The following is a 16,499-nucleotide window of genomic DNA, read 5'->3' as shown; positions in this document are numbered from 1 at the left end:
TGCGGGCGAGCCCCGAGTTCATGCTCCACTCAACGACCTGGATAGATATCGACGTCGAAGTACTGCTTTTCCAGCTTTTTGAACGTACCGTCCTCGCGCACGTGCGCCAACGCCTGGTTGAACATCGCTTTCAGCGCGACGTCATCCTTGCGCAGGCCGATGGCCGTGCCTTCGCCGATCGTCTTTGGGTCTTTCACTTCCGGGCCGGCCCACGCGAAGCCTTTGCCGCGCGGCGTCTTCAGGAACCCGGCGTCGGCTTGCAATTCGTCCTGCAACGCTGCGTCAAGACGCCCCGATGCGATGTCGGCGTACACCTGATCCTGATTCTGGTAGGACACCACGGTCACGCCTTTGGGCTCCCAGTAGGCCTTGGCGTAGGCTTCCTGAGTCGAGCCCTGCTCGACGCCGACATGCTTGCCCTTCAGCGATTCAGCCGTGGGCAGCAGCGGCGAGCCGGCTTTGGCGATCATGCGGGCCGGCGCGTCGAACAGCGTGTCGGAGAAATCGATCTGTGCGCGGCGCTTGTCCGTGACGGTCAGCGATGACACGATCGCGTCGAACTTCTTGCCCTTCAACGCCGGGATGATCCCATCCAGGTCCTGCTCGACCCACACGCACTTGACGTTCATTCTTGCGCACAGCGCTTTCGTCAAATCGACGTCGAAGCCGACGACCTGGCCGCTGGCCGCCTTCGATTCGAATGGCGGGTAGCTGGCGTCAACCCCGATGCGCACGGTTTTCCACTCTTTCGCCATGGCGCCGGTGGCCATGACCGCAAGCGCCACGCACAGTGCGGCCTTCTTCATGTTTCTCCTGGATCAAACTGATCGTCGTGGTGTGCCGATCTCGACGACCGCCGGCTCGTGGCCGGCCGTCGCTATTCTAGGCGGTCAAAATTGTCGCGCCGTGTGCGAGTGTGGCTTCGGGCCCGCCCGGCGCGCCTTTGGCGCCCACGCGTCTTGAAAAGGGCGGTATTTTACCCGATCAGGGGCAGCGCGCCAGTGCGGGACGCCGCCGGCGGCCGGTGGGCGGCGGCATACGTTGTGCATGCGCGACGGTGCTGGGCCGTGATTGCACGGATTTATGGAACGATCCAGTGCATCGTTGCCGATTGTTTAGTGCGCTTCGCGCCCATACATTCTGGGCATCGCTATTTACTCACCGGGAGATATCCATGATCGAGATTCGCCGTTCCGACGAGCGTGGCCACGCCAATCACGGCTGGCTCGACTCGTATCACAGCTTCTCGTTTGCCGACTACCGCGACCCGCAGCACGTGCATTTCGGCCCGTTGCGGGTGATCAACGAAGACCGCATCGCCGGCGGCCAGGGCTTCGGCACGCACGGCCATCGGGATATGGAAATCGTCACCTATGTGCTCGAAGGCGCGCTCGCGCACCGCGACAGCATGGGCAACGGCTCGACCATCCGTCCCGGCGACGTGCAGCGCATGAGCGCCGGCACGGGCGTGCAGCACAGCGAGTTCAATGCATCGCAGGAGGAATCCGCGCACCTCCTGCAGATCTGGGTGATCCCGCAACGTGCGGGTGACCAGCCCGGCTACGAGGAAAAGCGCTTCGAGGACGCCGACAAGCGCGGGCGTCTGCGCGTGGTCGCCTCGCCCGACGGCCGCGACGGCTCAGTGACGATTCATGCGGATGCATCGATTTACGCGGCGTTGATCGATGGCGCGGAACAGGCCACGTTTGCGTTGCCGAAAGGCCGGCTGGCGTATGTGCACGTGGCGCGGGGCGCGCTGACCGTGAATGGCCAGACGCTGCAGGCTGGCGACGCCGCCAAGCTCAGCGAGACCGATACGGTGACGCTCGAAAAGGGCGACAACGCCGAAGTGCTGCTGTTCGATCTGGGTCAGCTCAACGGGTAAGTGCGCGGGCAAGCGCCGATCACCGGACGTTCATTCATCGCCCGATGACTGTTGGTTGAGGGGGCTGGTTGCAAGCGCAACGAGTCCCGCCCCTTGAAGCGTGCGCCGCTCACAAACAAAAACGCCACGGAAGTTTTTCCGTGGCGTTTTTGCATTCGGACGACGGCCGCGCGAGCCGTCTTCTACCTGCTTCGACCCGCTTACTGATTCGCAGCCGGCGCCGACGCTGCACCCTTATTATGGTGTTCCCAGCGGTCGCGCATCTTTTCGTGACGCGCTTCCATCTTCGCAAAACGCTGCTTCAGCGCCGTGCTGACGGTTGTCTTCTGCTGGTCGTTCAAGCCGTTATAGAACTTAAGCCATGCGTCCGAGGTTTGCTGACGCAGTTGCGCGTCTTTCTGCTCGACCTGCTGGTGCGCGGCAGCCATGGCGTTCAGATCCAGAATCGGCTGTTGCTGCGCGGCCTTCATCTGGTTCTTGATCTGTTCATGGTTGGCGCGCATGGCCTCATGGTTCTGTTTCATGGTGTCGAGCGCGGCCTGCCATTGCTTTTCCTGATCCGCGTTCAGCTTCAACTGGTCGTGCAGTTGCGTCAGTTCCTTCATGAAGTGGCCATGCCAGCCGCCGGGGCCGCCGTGATCGGCGGGTTGGGCGGCGTAGGCAGCGCCCGCGCCGATGGCGAGGGCAGTGGCGGCAACGGCGAGAACGCGCGACATTTTTTTGGTGGACATGTAAGACTCCCTGTAATGGAATAGCCGACGATGCAACCGATAATGTGGACGGCCTGCATTCGGTAAGTCACAGCGTAGAGAACTGCGCCGAGCGCTGTGTTACGTGGCTTGATGCGGCTGTTACGGGTCATTACGTACGGCTTTCACCGTAACACCCGGTAACCCTTGCGGGCCGTCTGAAATCGAAAACCCTTCCTGCTGCGCGTTAAACTTCATCCCATGGCTACTCAAATACTGGTTGTCGACGACGACGTCGAATTGCGCGATCTTCTGCGCGACTATCTGGCCCGTCAGGGCATCGAAGTTTCGGTGCTGCATGACGCGGGCACGCTCGAGCGCAGGCTCGAACGCGAGCGTCCGGATCTGATCGTGCTCGATCTGATGATGCCGGGCGTAGACGGGCTGACCGCGCTGCGCAAGCTGCGCGCGTCGGGCGACGACATCCCGGTGATCATGCTGACCGCACGTGCTGACGACGTGGACCGCATCGTCGGGCTCGAACTCGGCGCGGACGACTATCTCGGCAAGCCGTTCAACCCGCGCGAGCTGTTGGCGCGTGTGCAGGCGGTGCTGCGGCGGCGCCGCACGCTGCCGTCGGCGGCAGCGCCGGAGCAGCGCGAGCCGTTCAACTTCGGCCGCTTCACGCTGGATTTCCAGTCGCGCACGCTGCATCTCGAAGACAAGCCGCTCACGCTGTCGGGCAGCGAATTCGCGCTGCTGAAGATTTTCGTCAATCACCCCATGCGCACGCTCACACGTGAGCGCCTGCTCGAACTGCTGCATGGCCCGGAATACGACGGCACCGATCGCGGCATCGACGTACAGGTGTGGCGTTTGCGTCGCATTCTCGAAACCGACCCGTCCACGCCGCGCTTCATTCAAACGGTGCGCGGACGCGGCTACGTGTTCGTGCCGGATGGCGAACAGCATGCGCCGGCCCATTGATTCGCTGTTCGGGCGCCTCGCGCTGCTAGTTATTGCGGTGCTGCTGCTGTCGCATTTCGCGTGGTACGCGCTTATGCGGCTCGAGCGCAGCCAGCTGCAAGCGCGCTATGCAGTCGAGGAAGCCACCTTCCTTGTCGACGCGGTGCGCCAGCACGTCGCCCGTACGCCGGACCAGCCCTTGCCGTCACGCGTCAGGCTGGTCGATCCGGCGAGCGCCGATGTGCCGCCGGATAGCACGGATCTGCCGCCGCCGCTCGAACGTTTCATCGAGGACGTGCGCGATCGCATGCCCACCGGTACGCTGGTGCGGATCGGCCAGCCTGGCCGTCCGCCCACGCTGTGGGTGCGCGGCACCGCGGACCGAAGTTGGATCGTCGTGCCGGTGCAGCCACTGCGCACGCCGCGTTCCCTCGATCGCACGGTGCTATGGCTCGCGATTATCTTTTCGTTCGCGGTGATGGCAGCGCTCTTTGCCGCGTGGGCGCTGCAGCAGCCGTTGCGCTCGCTCGCCCAGGCGGTGGCGCGCTTTGGCCGCGGCTTGCCGGTGCCGCCGGTGCCTGAACGCGGTCCGCGTGAGTTGCGGCAGCTGACGCACGGCTTCAACCAGATGGTTCAGGAAGTGGCGCGCACCGAAAACGATCGGGCCGTCATGCTGGCCGGCGTCGCGCACGATCTGAAAACGCCGCTGGCTCGCTTGCGGCTGCGCGCCGAAATGATGGAAGAAGTGAAGATGCGTGACGGCGTCGTGCGCGACGTCGATTCGATGACGCATATCGTCGAACAGTTTCTGGTGTTCGCACACGACGGCGCCGATCGCAGCGAAGCGGTCGAAGTGGACGGGCAGTGCGAGCGCGTGGTCCGTAGTTATCGTGCGGTCGCGGCCGGCGGGCCCACGGTGCGAACCGAACTCAACGCAGGCCCGGGTTTTCTGCTGCCGGCGGCAACGCTCGACCGGATCCTGTCGAACCTGTTGGACAACGCACATGCCTACGGCGCGCCGCCGATCGTCGTCGCTACGGCGCGCACGGCGCAAGGTTTCACGCTTTCGGTGAGCGACAACGGCAGCGGTATCGCCGCGCAGGATCTGATCAATGCCAGCCGGCCGTTCGTCCGGCTCGACCCGGCGCGTGGCGGCAATGGTCATAGCGGGCTGGGGCTTGCGATCGTCGAGCGTCTGGTGCGGCGTGCAGGCGGGGAGTGGGAGATCGGCAACCACGACGGCCGTGGCTTACGGGTCTTGATGAGCTTTCCGTTCGATGTGGTGCCGCGTGTCGCGGTGGCCTCGGAAAACGCCTGGGGGTGAGCGGGGCAAGGGCGGCAAGCGCCTGCCCCGCTATATATATGCCGCAACGTGATGTCCGAGCGCGAGGTTCGGAATGAGCGTCCGGCAAGCTTTGCGCTAGTCTGAAAACAGCGTGTTCAACGCATTGGCCGCGTCACCATCCACCGTATTCCACGTGACCGTTTCGGCTTCGAAGATGTAGTGCGTGGTGTATTTGCCGAGGCGCGTGAGTATCTCTTCCTGAATCAGTTCCGGTGCGACCTCCAGCTTCAGATACCACGCGGTCGACGACAAGCGCGTCTGGAACGCGCCATATTCGGCCAGCAGATGGTCGAATGCGTCGGCATCCTGATCGCGACAGACGATGACCAAATTTCCCTTCATGCGAATCTCCCGTTAGAGCGGTAGCGGCAACCTCAATGTCAGGGTTGATGATACCTGCTTCGCTACGGAACGCCCGAGGCCAGGACTTGCTTTGCATCAGCGGCCGCACGCATTGGGTTGCGGATGGCGCATCGGAATGGAGGGAAGGTCGTGCGCCTTCGCCAGGCGTCACCAGGCGTTGACCACCGTCCGCGCGGGCGGCGCGGTGTCGTCGGGCGGAAGGGCTTCGGTGCGGTCGCGGCCGCCCGTCTTTGCCGCATAAAGCGCGGTGTCGGCGCGGCTCATGATGCGCTCGGGCAGATCGTCGGATGAGAGTTCGGTGATGCCGATGCTCACGCTCAAGCCCACCGAGGCGGGCAGCTTCGGCGAAGGAACTGCCTTCAGACGCAGGCGCAAGCGTTCGACAACTTCACGGCCGCCCGCCAGATCCGTGGCCGGCAGCAGCAGGCCGAACTCTTCTCCACCCAGCCGGCCGATCGCATCGGTGCCGCGCAACTCGGCCCGGCAGGTGTCGACGAAATGTTCGAGCGCGCGGTCGCCGGCGGCGTGCCCGAAGCGGTCGTTGATCTGCTTGAAGTGGTCGAGGTCGGCGATCGCCATGCACAGCGGCTCATTGCCCGCATGCGCGCGCTCGATCTCGTGGCGCAGCAGGTCGAGGAAGTAGCGCCGCGACAGCGCGCCGGTCAGCGCATCGTGGCGCGCCTCAGCCGAGAGCAGCGTATTGGCCGATTGCAATTGTTCTGCAAGGTCGCGCGTGGCGCGATGGTGGCGCCGCTCGCGCACGTACGACACGGTGATGACCCATGCGAGCGCGACGGTGCCGGCCAGCGTCAGAAACACCAGCAGATGGTCGCGCTTGTGATTGCGCAGCAGTTCCGGCCAGGCCGCGAGCGGATCGACCAGATGCGCCGAGAGCCCCGAGTTCAGACCGTTGCGTGCCTGGTACAGCGATGGCGCCGGCTGCTCGCTCATGCCGAACAACTGTTCGGCGACACCGGCTGGCACCCAGGGCGCCTGTTCGCGCACCCGCGTGTCGACCTGAATCTGGATGTCGGGGAGGATTTCGCGGCGATAGATGGTCAGGCGCTCGGCGGCGCTCATCTTCGTGACGTGCGAGTTCGGCAGCGCGTGGCCTTCGAGTGCGCTGTTGTGCGCCATGATGATGACGCCGTTTTCATCGGCGACAAAGGTACCGGCATGCGCGACCCAGTGGCGTAGCCGCGCGATCCCCACCTTGGCTACGACAACCCCCACCAGCAGACCGTCGGCGTACACCGGCGCCGCGATGAAGATGCCCGGCTCGCCGCTCTGGCGGCCGACGCCATAAGCTTCCGAAAATGCACCGAGCAAGGCATTCGTCAGGTAGCCGCGCATGCGCATATCCGCGCCGACGAAGGTGTGCTCCGCTGCAAGCGGTCGATTGACGGAGTTGCTCGAAGCGACGCAGATGCCGTTGGCATTGACGAGCCAGACCTGGTCGAGCCCGGAGAAGCCTTGCGCGTCGTGCAGGAAATTGCTGATGGTGCGCATCTGCGGGTCTTTTAACAACGCGTCGCGCAGGGCGGGTTCCGCCGCTTCGCCGTTCGCGGCATAATTCTGCGATTGCACCAGCGCGTGCTGGACCACGTCCATTTCGGCCATGGTTGCGGGGATGGCTCGAGACATGGCGAGGTCGCTGGCGATCACCTCCGCCATGTTGTCGACGATCGACGTGGACATCTGGCGTTGCGTGCGCAAAGCCGCGTCCAGCTCTTGCTGTACCATCCGGTCCGCGACCATGCCGGCCACGAACCAGCAAACGAGCACGATCAGCGCGAAGCTGATCGGTCCGGTTGCCTGGCGCAAGGTTGTCCTGTTCATCGACCCTCTGATTCGTCTGGCTGTGACATGCAACTAGCTCATTCGTGGCAGCGCCCCGGCGCTGTGCCGCCCCTGTGGAAACGGCTGGCGATACGCCCTCGGTGTGGGCCGCGTTGTGGGACGGCAAAACCGCAAAAAGGCATGCCGTCTCTTGATTTTAACCGTCATGGGGCCAGACGCCACCCTTATTGCGGGAATGCGAAGTACATCCGCTTTGCCCATCAGGTTCTTAACGGCAGCGCATCAGCTTTCTGAATGGCTGCACGGGTTTTACAGGTGTTTGAAACCCGATCCGCGCAGTGATCGCGATTGCCGGGAAAGTGGTTGGCCGATAGTAGATGCTTCGCTCTACATGCTTTAGCGGCGCCGGCCGGAGGCGGTTGCCGGGGTGTTCGACGCTATTTATTGCTATTTGCCGTGAAAGGTTGTGCCTGAAACATAGGATGGTGTAGTGTCGTGCCGTCCAAAACAAGGAAAGCCCGCCAGCCTTCGGGCGGCGCCTGCGGCGACAGGGGCCTGGCTTGACGGTTGCGGTCCCGGGCGGCGTGCCCACGGACCCGTCCGCGGCCGGCCCGCGTGTCTCCAACGCTAACGATTTACCGCGCACATGCGTTTTGCCATGCCTGATTTCCTCTGTCTGGACCGATCTACAGACTGCCGCGCCGAAGCCGCGGCCCCCTGCGAGCGTTTGAATACCTGTATGAATAGGGAGAGCGTCTGATGGATTTCAGCTTCAATCTGAAGCGCACTGCCAATGCTTCTGCATGGCGGGTGTTGCCTAATCGGTGGGACTTCGTCGCCTTTCCGCTGATCATCTGCATCATTGCGATGGCGGCGATCGGCTTTCACGAGACCCTGGCGCCGATGTCGACGCTCAAGACTCAGGCGATCTCGCTCGACCCGACGAATCTGCCCGAGTACGCCATGCGCACCACACTGCGCATGCTGGCGGCAATGGTCGCCTCGCTAACCTTCACGCTGGTGTACGGCACGCTGGCTGCCAAGAGCCGCCGCGCCGGCATGGTGCTGGTGCCGATTCTCGACATCCTGCAGTCGGTGCCGGTGCTTGGCTACATTTCGTTTACGGTCACGTTCTTCCTCGCTCTGTTCCCGGGCCGCGTGCTCGGCGCTGAGCTGGCGGCGATCTTCGCGATCTTCACGAGCCAGGCGTGGAACATGACGTTCAGCTTCTATCAGTCGCTGCGCACGGTGCCGCGCGATCTGGACGAGGTGTCGCGCGGCTTTCATCTGACTTCATGGCAGCGCTTCTGGAAACTGGAAGTGCCGTTCTCGATGCCGGGCCTCATCTGGAACATGATGATGTCGATGTCGGGCGGCTGGTTTTTCGTGGTTGCTTCCGAAGCCATCACGGTCGGCAACAACACGATCACGTTGCCGGGGATCGGCGCTTATCTCGCGCAGGCGATTTCCGACAAGAATCTGCACGCAATCGGCTGGGTGATTCTTGCCATGACGGTCGTGATTCTTGCGTACGACCAGTTCATGTTCCGCCCGCTCGTCGCATGGGCCGATAAATTCCGCATGGAAACCACCAGCTCAGGCAATGCGCCGGAATCGTGGCTGCTCGACCTGATCCGCCGTACCCATCTGATTCACCGTCTGCTGGTGCCGCTCGGCTGGATGTTCGCCAAGGCCGCGCGCGTCAACTTCACATTGCCTGCGTTTGGCGGCCCGCGGTTCCATATTCCGCAGCGCGAGAAGACTTCGCGCATCGGCGACATTGTCTGGGCAGCTCTGGTGCTGCTTGCCACGGTCTATGTCGTGTACCGCGTCGTTGCCTACGTGCGGACCGGCGTGTCGCTCGATGAAGTCTGGCACGTGCTCGTACTCGGGCTCATCACGTTGCTGCGGGTGGTGGTGCTGATCGCGATTGCTTCGGTGATCTGGGTGCCGATCGGGGTGCTGATCGGCCTGCGGCCGGCGCTGGCCGAGAAGGTGCAGCCGATTGCGCAGTTCCTCGCCGCGTTCCCAGCGAATCTGCTGTTCCCGGTGTTCGTTATCGCCATCGTGCGCTTTCATCTGAACCCGGACATCTGGCTGTCGCCGCTGATCGTGCTCGGCACACAGTGGTATATCCTGTTCAACGTGATTGCCGGTGCGAGTTCGTATCCGAACGACTACCGGGAAGCGGCCAAGAACTTCCATATTCGCGGCTGGCAATGGTGGCGTCAGGCGATGCTGCCGGGCATTTTCCCTTATTACGTGACTGGCGCGATCACCGCGTCGGGCGGTGCGTGGAACGCCAGTATCGTCGCGGAATTCGTTCAGTGGGGCGACACCAAGGTTGCCGCGCATGGCTTGGGCGCTTACATCGCGCAGACCACCGCAGCAGGCGACTATCCGAAGATCATTGTGGGCATCGCCGTGATGTCCCTGTTCGTGACCCTGTTCAACCGCCTGCTGTGGCGTCCGATGTTCGCCTACGCCGAAGCGAAGCTCCGGCTAGATTGAGAATTAAAGGCTAAACGCGATGCAAAATCCTAAAGCTGCTATGACCGCCGCGCCGATCCAGACCCCGCCGATGCCGCCGCGCCTCGGTGAGGAGATCTTGCGCGTCAAGGACGTGTGCCGCGGGTTCAACAAGTCGCAGGGCGAGCTGCTCGTCCTCGACGACGCGAATCTGTCGTTGCGCGAAGGGGAGATCGTCGGGTTGCTGGGCCGCTCGGGCTCGGGCAAGTCGACGCTGTTGCGCATCATCGCAGGTCTGATCGAGCCGACCGACGGCGAAGTCACGTATATGGGCAAGCCGCTCGACGGTCCGGCCAAGGGCGTGGCGATGGTGTTCCAGACCTTCGCGCTGTTCCCGTGGCTGACCGTGCTGCAAAACGTGGAAGCGGGACTCGAAGCACAAGGCGTCGGCGCGAGTGATCGCCGTACGCGCGCGCTGGCGGCGATCGACCTGATCGGTCTCGACGGGTTTGAGAACGCGTATCCGCGCGAGTTGTCGGGCGGCATGCGCCAGCGTGTCGGCTTTGCGCGCGCGCTGGTGGTCGACCCCACGTTGCTGCTGATGGACGAGCCGTTCTCCGCACTCGACGTGCTGACCGCCGAAACGCTGCGTACCGACCTGCTCGACCTGTGGACGCAAGGCCGCATGCCGATCAAGGCTGTGCTGATCGTCACGCACAACATCGAGGAAGCGGTGTTCATGTGCGACCGGATTCTGGTGCTGTCGTCGAATCCGGGCCGTGTGATCGCTGAGATCAAGGTGCCGTTCAAGCATCCGCGTAACCGTCTGGACCCTGCATTCCGCCGGCTGGTCGACGACATTTACGCGAAGATGACCGCGCGCCAGACGGATGAAAAGACCAAGAAGGGCCTCGAGCTGCACAGCTGGCTGCCGCATGTGTCGACCAACCTGATGGCCGGTCTGATCGAAACGCTGGCCGCCGCGCCGTACCACGGCCGCGCCGACATGCCGGAAATCGCCCGTTCGCTGCATCTGGAGGTGGACGATCTGTTCCCGGTCGCCGAAGTGCTGCAGCACCTGGGCTTTGCCGACATCCGCGAAGGGGATATTTTCCTAACGCCGCCGGCGCGCGTGTTCTCTGAGTTCGGCACCCAGGAGCGCAAGATGATGTTCGCGGAACATCTGCTGCGCCACGTGCCGCTCGCCGCGCGGATCAAGAAGGTGTTGAACGAACGGCCGGGGCATCGTGCGCCGCGCGTGCGTTTCGAGCAGGAGCTGGAGGATTTTCTGTCGGACAGCGCCGCGGAAGAGACGCTTGACGCAGTGATCAACTGGGGTCGTTATGGCGAGATCTTCTCGTACAACGACCAGACGGAAATTTTCAGTCTGGAAGACGTGGAGTCATAAACCCGGTTGAGTCGATTAAGACGCTTCAGGCAAAAAGCGGCAGGGAGCCCCTGCCGCTTTTTCTATTGCAGAGCGCCCCAGCGCTCGACTGCCGGTTCCGCCGACGCCCACTTCCAGCCCTTGTCCTGCCGGCATGCGCTCGCCGTGTACCAGTCTTCGTGCGCGTTCGGGCCGTCGCCGTCCTGAACCGAGAACACGAAATCCTTGCACAGCGCGAGCGCCGAGCTGAACGCGCGGGTCACGCGCACCTGGCCGTGGCCGTTCTCGATCGGCAGCGTGTGTTTGACCGCCCAGGGCCGCGTCTCGCCGACCGGCATGGCGCCCGCCAGCGCGGCGATCAAGTTCTGCTGATCGGTGTGCATGACGCGCATGTAATGGCCGACGGCTTCATCGGTCGCGGCCTGTACGGCGATGCCGACGCCGATACCGATTGCCGGGTTGGATGTGACGAGGCCTGACGCGACGCCGGCAGCGGCGCCGCTCGCCGCGCCGACCGACGAGCAGCCGCTCGTCAGCAGGCTGGCGCCGACGCAGAGCGCACCAGCCAGCATGAGCCGCAGCCGGTTGCCGGAGAGCGCCGCCGCAGGCGTGCTTGGAACCAAGGCAGTACTCGTGCTCGTGCCGTTGATGAGCCGCTGCTCAGTCAGCGCGTGTTCTTTCCGTGGACGTGGAAGCGTCAGCGCCTTCATTGCAGCGCGCCCCAGCGTTCAGTAGCGGGTTCGGCCGACGCCCATTTCCAGTTGTCGCCGTCGCGGCAGATCGACGCGACGTAGAACGCGCTGCTCGCCGGTACATTCTTGGTGGCGGTCTGATCGACCGAGAAGACGATTTCCTTGCAGTCGAGCGCGCCGGCGCTGATCGTGCGGCTGACGGTGACGCGGCCGTGTTCGTCGTCTTCGATCGGCACCGAGTGGGTCACGCTCCACGGTGCGATTGCGCCGACGTCGAGCGGCCCGGCGATTTTCGCGATGCCGTCCTGCGTATTCTTGTGGACCACGCGTTCCGAGTACTGCACGCCGGCTCGGGCCGCGGCCACTGCGCCGAGACCGATGCCGGTGGCGACTGCCGCATTGCTGGTGACCTTGGCCGCGAGTGCTGCGCCCGCAATACCGGCGCCGGCGGTGGCGCCTTCCGAGTAGACCGAACTACAGCCGCTCAACGCCGACGTGATCGCCACGGCTAGTGCGACGAGCGCCGTTGTATTCGGACGTCCGCGCTTAGCTGCGTTGGACGCGCTGGCGGTTCGTTTCGCCCATTCGACCCACACCATACTTTTTTGCATTTCCCTGTCTCTGCTCCTGCAAGTGCCTTTGGCTCAAGCACTGTTCACACATGTGTTTCGCGTGTGTTGACGGTGCGTGAGCGAAAGGCACGTCTTCCTTATCGTTGCGCCGTACGCTGCCGCATTTTGCAGGATGCCATTTGTAATTGGCAGTGGGAAAGTGCAAGCAATTGCAAAAGATGGTGCGAGTCAGATCGGTTTCTGGTGAGAAAAGGCCGATTTACCTGGCGGTGCGAAGGGATTAATTATGAGATGAAAGGCCCGCAAAAAGGACCGTTTCAGTAGAGAGGGGATGCAAAGCAAGCACACAAGGAGCGTGCAAAAGAAGACAGCAAGCACGCAGAAAACACCGGCTCACGCGAACGAACCGCGTGAGCGCCTGGGACGGCTTATTGCTCGGTTTCTTCGTCCGAGCCTTCTTCACCGCCGTATGCGCTCAGGCGGTTGTAGAGCGTTTTCAGACTCACGCCAAGCGCTTTGGCCGCGCGCCGTTTGTCGCCACCGCAATACTTGAGCGTGCCGAGAATGATCTGCTTTTGCGCATCGGCGAGCGGTGTGCCGATCCACACGCTCATCGCATCGCCCTGCGTCACGGGCTTTTTCACGCGCGAGGCGAGATGCGGATGCGGCAGCTCGACTGTCTTCTCCGCGAGAATGAACGCACGATACACCGCGTTCTTCAACTCGCGCACGTTGCCCGGCCACGACCAGGTCCGCAGTGTTTCGATCGACCGTTTGCTGAAGCTCTTGCTCGCGCTTTCCTGCTGATTGAGTAAGGCAAGGAAGTGTTGCGCGAGCAGTTCGCGATCGTTTTCACGCTCGCGCAAGGGCGGCGCGCGCAACGGGAAAACCGCGAGCCGGTACATCAGGTCTTCACGCAGGCCGTTTTCCTTCACCGCTACCGCGGGGTCGCGATTCGTCGCTGCGATCACGCGTACGTCGCCACTAATCAGTTCGTTGCCACCGACCCGAAAAAACGTGCCGGTCTCGAGCGCGCGCAGGAGTTTGACCTGGCGCACCGGTGCCATTTCAGTGATTTCGTCGAGAAACAGCGTGCCGCCGTTCGCATGTTCGAAGTAGCCGACGCGGGCCTGGACCGCGCCGGTGAAGCTGCCTTTTTCGTGGCCGAACAATTCGGCTTCGATGAGTTCGTCCGGAATCGCGCCGCAGTTCACGGCGACGAACGGTGCGTTCTTGCGGCTGCTTTGATCGTGAATCGTGCGGGCGATCAGTTCCTTGCCCGTGCCGGATTCGCCGATGATCAGCGCGGTCGCGTCGGTGCTGGCGACGCGTTCGATCTGTTCGTACAGATCGAGCATCACCGGCGACGAGCCATATAGCAGCCCGTACGATTTCAGTCCCGCGATGCCGTCCGCGACGCGCTGCTTCGCCTGGGCCGAAGCGTTGCCGCCGGCGGAGACAGTGGGCGAGTCCAGCTCGATTGACGCCATAAACGGAAAGTCCTGTGCAAATTGAGGTTCGGTGTTGCGGCGCGCAGGCCTTGTAGCAAGACGGACCCGTGCGGCCACTATCTCACAGAAATTCGATTTAACCACTTTGATGCCGCTTCCGGCAATCCGTGTGACGGTTCGCGAAATAGGCCGGCGCAGGCCCGGTCGAAAGTGCCTGAGCCCAGGTCTGTACCGAATGACAGCGGCAAATTTACCGGGCACGGCGTTTGCGCCGTGAATCCGATATGCGTGTGCTTTTGAGCGATTCTGTTCGACGCGCGCCGGCGGCGGATGCGGCTCTCCGATTGTCTGCGACGTGCCGGAAACAAGATGTAAACGTCGAATTCAGACATAGGAGTGAATGATGACTGACACCACGCAACAGCTTGCACTCGGCAAGCAGAAGATTGTCGATGATCTGAGAGTGCTGCTGACGGACTCGGAAGAGATGCTGCGGCTCGCTGCCACCGTGCCGGGCGAAGGCGTCGATGCACTGCGCGAGCGGCTAGGCGCGCATGTCGAAACGCTGCAATCGGCGCTCGGCGATGCGCAGGAGAGCGCCCAACGGCGCTACCGGGTCGCGACCGTCAATGCGGAACGCTACGTGCGGCGCAACCCGTGGCGCTCGATCGGCATTGCCGCGGGCGCCGGCTTCCTGCTTGGCGTCCTCAGCACGCGCTAACGCGCAGCGCCCGACGCCGATCCGCTTGACGACAACAAGGAGTTCACGATGGGACGACCCAAAATTGGTATTTTCGGCGCGCTGATGGCTCTCGGCGGATTTCTGGCTGTGCGCTACGTGCAGCGAAACCGCGCCGCGCAGGTTCCTGCGGCGCGTGAACTGAGCCGCTGGGAAGGCGAGGGCGGCACAGTCGCCACGCCCTCGGTTGCGCCGTCCGGCAGCGTGACGGCGGCGATTGCCGGCCCGTCCACGCCAGATACCGCGCATGGCGCAAACGGCTCGGCGCATCCGAATGGCAAAGACGGCGCATGGCCGTTTCCGCGCAGTTGACGGTCAAAACCAGGGCCTTGCGGACGCGGCGCGTCAGCGTGCAGCTTCCGCAAGCGGCACCCGGCGTACATTACAAACTTGTCCCGATAAAGCCGTATAATAGGTTTACAGACAACAATACTGCACTTTCTTAGGTGTTTTTCCTATTGATTGTTGCGATATTGAGCCAAGTCAGAGGTCAGGCGCTGCTGCGAAACGTTAGCGTGTGCTCACATTCGGACACACTCGCGGCGCGGCGGCAAGCTGCCGGCCGGCTTCCTATCATGCGGTTTTGCATGTCCCCCATTCACGCTTTCGGGCTTTCGAGACGCGATGCCACACGTACTGATTGTCGATGACGATGCCGGTACCCGCGAGGCGCTTTCCGCCATCATCGGGGAAGACGGTTTGACTACCGCCACTGCGGGCGATTTGCGCGAAGCGCGCATTCAACTGGTCCGGCAGATGCCGGACGTCGTCTTTACCGACCTGAAGCTGCCCGACGGCAGCGGAGTCGATCTGTTTGAAGATCTCGATCCGCGCTCCGGTGTGGAGGTGATCGTGATTACCGGTCACGCCACGGTGGAGTCGGCGGTCAACGCGCTGAAGATGGGCGCCACCGACTACCTGGTGAAGCCGATCAACATGCAGCGCGTGAAGGCGATCCTGTCGCGCTTGCCGCGCGCGGGCGACCTGAAGGCGGAAATCGGCACGTTGCGCGGCGAGTTGCGCCGCATGGGCCGCTTTGGTTTGATGCTCGGCAATTCGCCGGCTATGCAGGAGGTTTACGACCAGATCGGCCGCGTTGCGCCGACGGCGGCCTCGGTCATGCTGGTGGGAGAGTCTGGCACCGGTAAGGAAGTCGCCGCCCAGACGCTGCATCAGCTCAGCTTGCGCCGTAAGCATGCGTTCCTCGCGGTGAACTGCGGTGCGATCTCGCCGAACCTGATCGAATCGGAAATGTTCGGTCACGAGCGCGGCTCTTTCACCGGTGCGGACCGTCAGCACAAAGGCTATTTCGAACGTGCGAACGGCGGCACGCTGTTCCTCGATGAAATCACCGAAATGCCGATCGAGTTGCAGGTGAAGTTGCTGCGCGTGCTGGAAACCGGCATGTTCATGCGGGTTGGGACGACTAAGGAAATCGAAACGGATGTGCGGCTGATTGCGGCTACTAATCGCGATCCTGAGCAGGCTGTGCTGGAAGGTAAGTTGAGGCTCGATTTGTACCATCGTCTGAACGTGTTTCCGATCAGTCTGCCGCCGTTGCGCGATCGCGGTAAGGATGTTGATTTGCTTGCGCAGGCATTCCTCGATGAGCTCAATGAGCGGCACAGCACGAAGAAGCATTTTCCGGCTGCTGTGAAGGATATGTTGATGTCTTACCCGTGGCCGGGCAATGTGCGCGAGTTGAAGAACTATGTGCAGCGGGCGCACATTATGTCGGGGTCCGATTCGGATAGTACGGCTACCGTGCCGTTGCAGATTACTTTGTCCAAGCCTGCGGCTGGTACGGCGATTACGATTCCGTTTGGGACTTCGCTTGCTGAGGCTGATCGGCAGTTGATTTTGGCTACGCTTGAGCAATGCGGTGGTGTTAAGACGCGTGCCGCTGAGATTCTTGGGATTAGCTTGAAGACGCTTTATAACCGGCTTGTTGAGTATGGGAATGATGCTCGGGATGAGGGGGATGTTGCCGATGAGTCTCGAGTTGTTGGGGGCGCTGGCGCTTAAGGTTTTTGCCTGTTCGGCGCTTTTTTGTCCGTGCTCTTAGGGCTTTGGCCTTTCCTTGTTTTGGCTTTGGTGCCTTTCCTTGTTTTGTTAGTGGTCTATTAGCGTTGCCCCTGTGC

Annotated in this window: 15 protein-coding genes; 8 read left to right on the top strand and 7 right to left on the bottom strand. The window is 62.6% G+C overall.

Going from position 1 to position 16,499, the window contains the following annotated elements; genetic code table 11:
- Nucleotides 1-29: 29 nt before the first annotated feature.
- Entirely contained in the window at nt 30-806 is a 777-nt protein-coding gene (locus M0D66_RS33090; protein WP_266212579.1) for an ABC transporter substrate-binding protein, read from the bottom strand.
- A gap of 368 nt (nt 807-1,174) precedes the next feature.
- Here M0D66_RS33090 and M0D66_RS33085 point away from each other — a divergent pair, with 368 nt between their 5' ends.
- Nucleotides 1,175-1,885 carry a pirin family protein gene (locus tag M0D66_RS33085; RefSeq protein ID WP_266212578.1) on the top strand — a complete coding sequence of 237 codons (711 nt, stop codon included), beginning with the start codon at nt 1,175-1,177 and terminating at the stop codon, nt 1,883-1,885.
- A gap of 200 nt (nt 1,886-2,085) precedes the next feature.
- Here the strand turns inward: M0D66_RS33085 and M0D66_RS33080 are convergent, their stop codons facing one another.
- A complete protein-coding gene (locus tag M0D66_RS33080) occupies nt 2,086-2,616 on the bottom strand; it encodes a periplasmic heavy metal sensor (RefSeq protein WP_054035059.1) in 531 nt (176 codons plus the stop codon).
- A 219-nt stretch (nt 2,617-2,835) separates the two neighbouring features.
- On the opposite strand from M0D66_RS33080, the gene M0D66_RS33075 reads away from it, so the two are divergent.
- Nucleotides 2,836-3,561 (top strand): response regulator, encoded by a 726-nt coding sequence (locus tag M0D66_RS33075; protein WP_054035058.1) that lies wholly within the window; start codon nt 2,836-2,838, stop codon nt 3,559-3,561.
- Nucleotides 3,545-4,864, top strand: a complete 1,320-nt coding sequence (locus tag M0D66_RS33070; protein ID WP_093643841.1) for an ATP-binding protein — start codon at nt 3,545-3,547, stop codon at nt 4,862-4,864. Before M0D66_RS33075 ends, M0D66_RS33070 begins: the two co-directional genes overlap by 17 nt.
- Before the next feature lie 96 nt (nt 4,865-4,960).
- Here the strand turns inward: M0D66_RS33070 and M0D66_RS33065 are convergent, their stop codons facing one another.
- Together M0D66_RS33065 and M0D66_RS33060 are read right to left on the bottom strand one after the other, a co-directional pair.
- Nucleotides 4,961-5,227, bottom strand: coding sequence for a hypothetical protein (locus M0D66_RS33065; RefSeq protein ID WP_054035057.1), 267 nt, complete (start codon nt 5,225-5,227; stop codon nt 4,961-4,963).
- Between the two features lie 168 nt (nt 5,228-5,395).
- Nucleotides 5,396-7,087 (bottom strand): sensor domain-containing diguanylate cyclase, encoded by a 1,692-nt coding sequence (locus tag M0D66_RS33060; protein WP_200650755.1) that lies wholly within the window; start codon nt 7,085-7,087, stop codon nt 5,396-5,398.
- A 720-nt stretch (nt 7,088-7,807) separates the two neighbouring features.
- Between M0D66_RS33060 and M0D66_RS33055 the strand changes: the two genes are divergently transcribed.
- Together M0D66_RS33055 and M0D66_RS33050 are read left to right on the top strand one after the other, a co-directional pair.
- Entirely contained in the window at nt 7,808-9,559 is a 1,752-nt protein-coding gene (locus M0D66_RS33055) for an ABC transporter permease subunit (RefSeq protein WP_093643837.1), read from the top strand.
- 19 nt (nt 9,560-9,578) lie between these two features.
- Nucleotides 9,579-10,925, top strand: a complete 1,347-nt coding sequence (locus M0D66_RS33050) for an AAA-associated domain-containing protein (RefSeq protein ID WP_093643836.1) — start codon at nt 9,579-9,581, stop codon at nt 10,923-10,925.
- Between the two features lie 62 nt (nt 10,926-10,987).
- Here M0D66_RS33050 and M0D66_RS33045 read toward each other — a convergent pair whose 3' ends face one another.
- From M0D66_RS33045 to M0D66_RS33035, 3 genes are all read right to left on the bottom strand, one after another.
- On the bottom strand, nt 10,988-11,476 hold the full coding sequence (locus M0D66_RS33045) for a hypothetical protein (protein ID WP_093643983.1): 489 nt from the start codon (nt 11,474-11,476) through the stop codon (nt 10,988-10,990).
- Nucleotides 11,477-11,610: 134 nt separating this feature from the next.
- Entirely contained in the window at nt 11,611-12,207 is a 597-nt protein-coding gene (locus M0D66_RS33040) for a hypothetical protein (protein ID WP_200620195.1), read from the bottom strand.
- 389 nt (nt 12,208-12,596) lie between these two features.
- Nucleotides 12,597-13,658: a sigma-54-dependent Fis family transcriptional regulator gene (locus M0D66_RS33035; protein ID WP_093643835.1), complete on the bottom strand. Its 1,062-nt coding sequence runs from the start codon at nt 13,656-13,658 to the stop codon at nt 12,597-12,599.
- Nucleotides 13,659-14,022: 364 nt separating this feature from the next.
- On the opposite strand from M0D66_RS33035, the gene M0D66_RS33030 reads away from it, so the two are divergent.
- The 3 genes from M0D66_RS33030 to M0D66_RS33020 all read left to right on the top strand — a co-directional run bounded on the left by M0D66_RS33030 (nt 14,023) and on the right by M0D66_RS33020 (nt 16,383).
- Nucleotides 14,023-14,340 carry a YqjD family protein gene (locus M0D66_RS33030; protein WP_093643834.1) on the top strand — a complete coding sequence of 106 codons (318 nt, stop codon included), beginning with the start codon at nt 14,023-14,025 and terminating at the stop codon, nt 14,338-14,340.
- Nucleotides 14,341-14,388: 48 nt separating this feature from the next.
- The gene (locus M0D66_RS33025; protein WP_093643831.1) at nt 14,389-14,670 is read left to right on the top strand and encodes a hypothetical protein; all 282 of its coding nucleotides are present in this window, start codon (nt 14,389-14,391) and stop codon (nt 14,668-14,670) included.
- A 312-nt stretch (nt 14,671-14,982) separates the two neighbouring features.
- A complete protein-coding gene (locus tag M0D66_RS33020; RefSeq protein WP_093643829.1) occupies nt 14,983-16,383 on the top strand; it encodes a sigma-54 dependent transcriptional regulator in 1,401 nt (466 codons plus the stop codon).
- The last annotated feature ends 116 nt before the right edge of the window (nt 16,384-16,499 follow it).

The sequence above is a fragment of the Paraburkholderia sp. SECH2 genome (genome assembly GCF_030464795.1).
In the GTDB taxonomy this organism is placed as follows: domain Bacteria; phylum Pseudomonadota; class Gammaproteobacteria; order Burkholderiales; family Burkholderiaceae; genus Paraburkholderia; species Paraburkholderia aspalathi.
The sequence above is the reverse complement of the archived record's forward strand: the minus strand, read 5'-3'. Positions and strand labels throughout refer to the sequence as shown.

Bases quoted from the DNA above. Each gene is read 5' to 3' on its own strand.
- M0D66_RS33090 (WP_266212579.1), bottom strand. From the start codon at position 806: ATGAAGAAGGCCGCACTGTGCGTGGCGCTTGCGGTCATGGCCACCGGC.
- M0D66_RS33085 (WP_266212578.1), top strand. From the start codon at position 1,175: ATGATCGAGATTCGCCGTTCCGACGAGCGTGGCCACGCCAATCACGGC.
- M0D66_RS33080 (WP_054035059.1), bottom strand. From the start codon at position 2,616: ATGTCCACCAAAAAAATGTCGCGCGTTCTCGCCGTTGCCGCCACTGCC.
- M0D66_RS33075 (WP_054035058.1), top strand. From the start codon at position 2,836: ATGGCTACTCAAATACTGGTTGTCGACGACGACGTCGAATTGCGCGAT.
- M0D66_RS33070 (WP_093643841.1), top strand. From the start codon at position 3,545: ATGCGCCGGCCCATTGATTCGCTGTTCGGGCGCCTCGCGCTGCTAGTT.
- M0D66_RS33065 (WP_054035057.1), bottom strand. From the start codon at position 5,227: ATGAAGGGAAATTTGGTCATCGTCTGTCGCGATCAGGATGCCGACGCA.
- M0D66_RS33060 (WP_200650755.1), bottom strand. From the start codon at position 7,087: ATGAACAGGACAACCTTGCGCCAGGCAACCGGACCGATCAGCTTCGCG.
- M0D66_RS33055 (WP_093643837.1), top strand. From the start codon at position 7,808: ATGGATTTCAGCTTCAATCTGAAGCGCACTGCCAATGCTTCTGCATGG.
- M0D66_RS33050 (WP_093643836.1), top strand. From the start codon at position 9,579: ATGCAAAATCCTAAAGCTGCTATGACCGCCGCGCCGATCCAGACCCCG.
- M0D66_RS33045 (WP_093643983.1), bottom strand. From the start codon at position 11,476: ATGCTGGCTGGTGCGCTCTGCGTCGGCGCCAGCCTGCTGACGAGCGGC.
- M0D66_RS33040 (WP_200620195.1), bottom strand. From the start codon at position 12,207: ATGCAAAAAAGTATGGTGTGGGTCGAATGGGCGAAACGAACCGCCAGC.
- M0D66_RS33035 (WP_093643835.1), bottom strand. From the start codon at position 13,658: ATGGCGTCAATCGAGCTGGACTCGCCCACTGTCTCCGCCGGCGGCAAC.
- M0D66_RS33030 (WP_093643834.1), top strand. From the start codon at position 14,023: ATGACTGACACCACGCAACAGCTTGCACTCGGCAAGCAGAAGATTGTC.
- M0D66_RS33025 (WP_093643831.1), top strand. From the start codon at position 14,389: ATGGGACGACCCAAAATTGGTATTTTCGGCGCGCTGATGGCTCTCGGC.
- M0D66_RS33020 (WP_093643829.1), top strand. From the start codon at position 14,983: ATGCCACACGTACTGATTGTCGATGACGATGCCGGTACCCGCGAGGCG.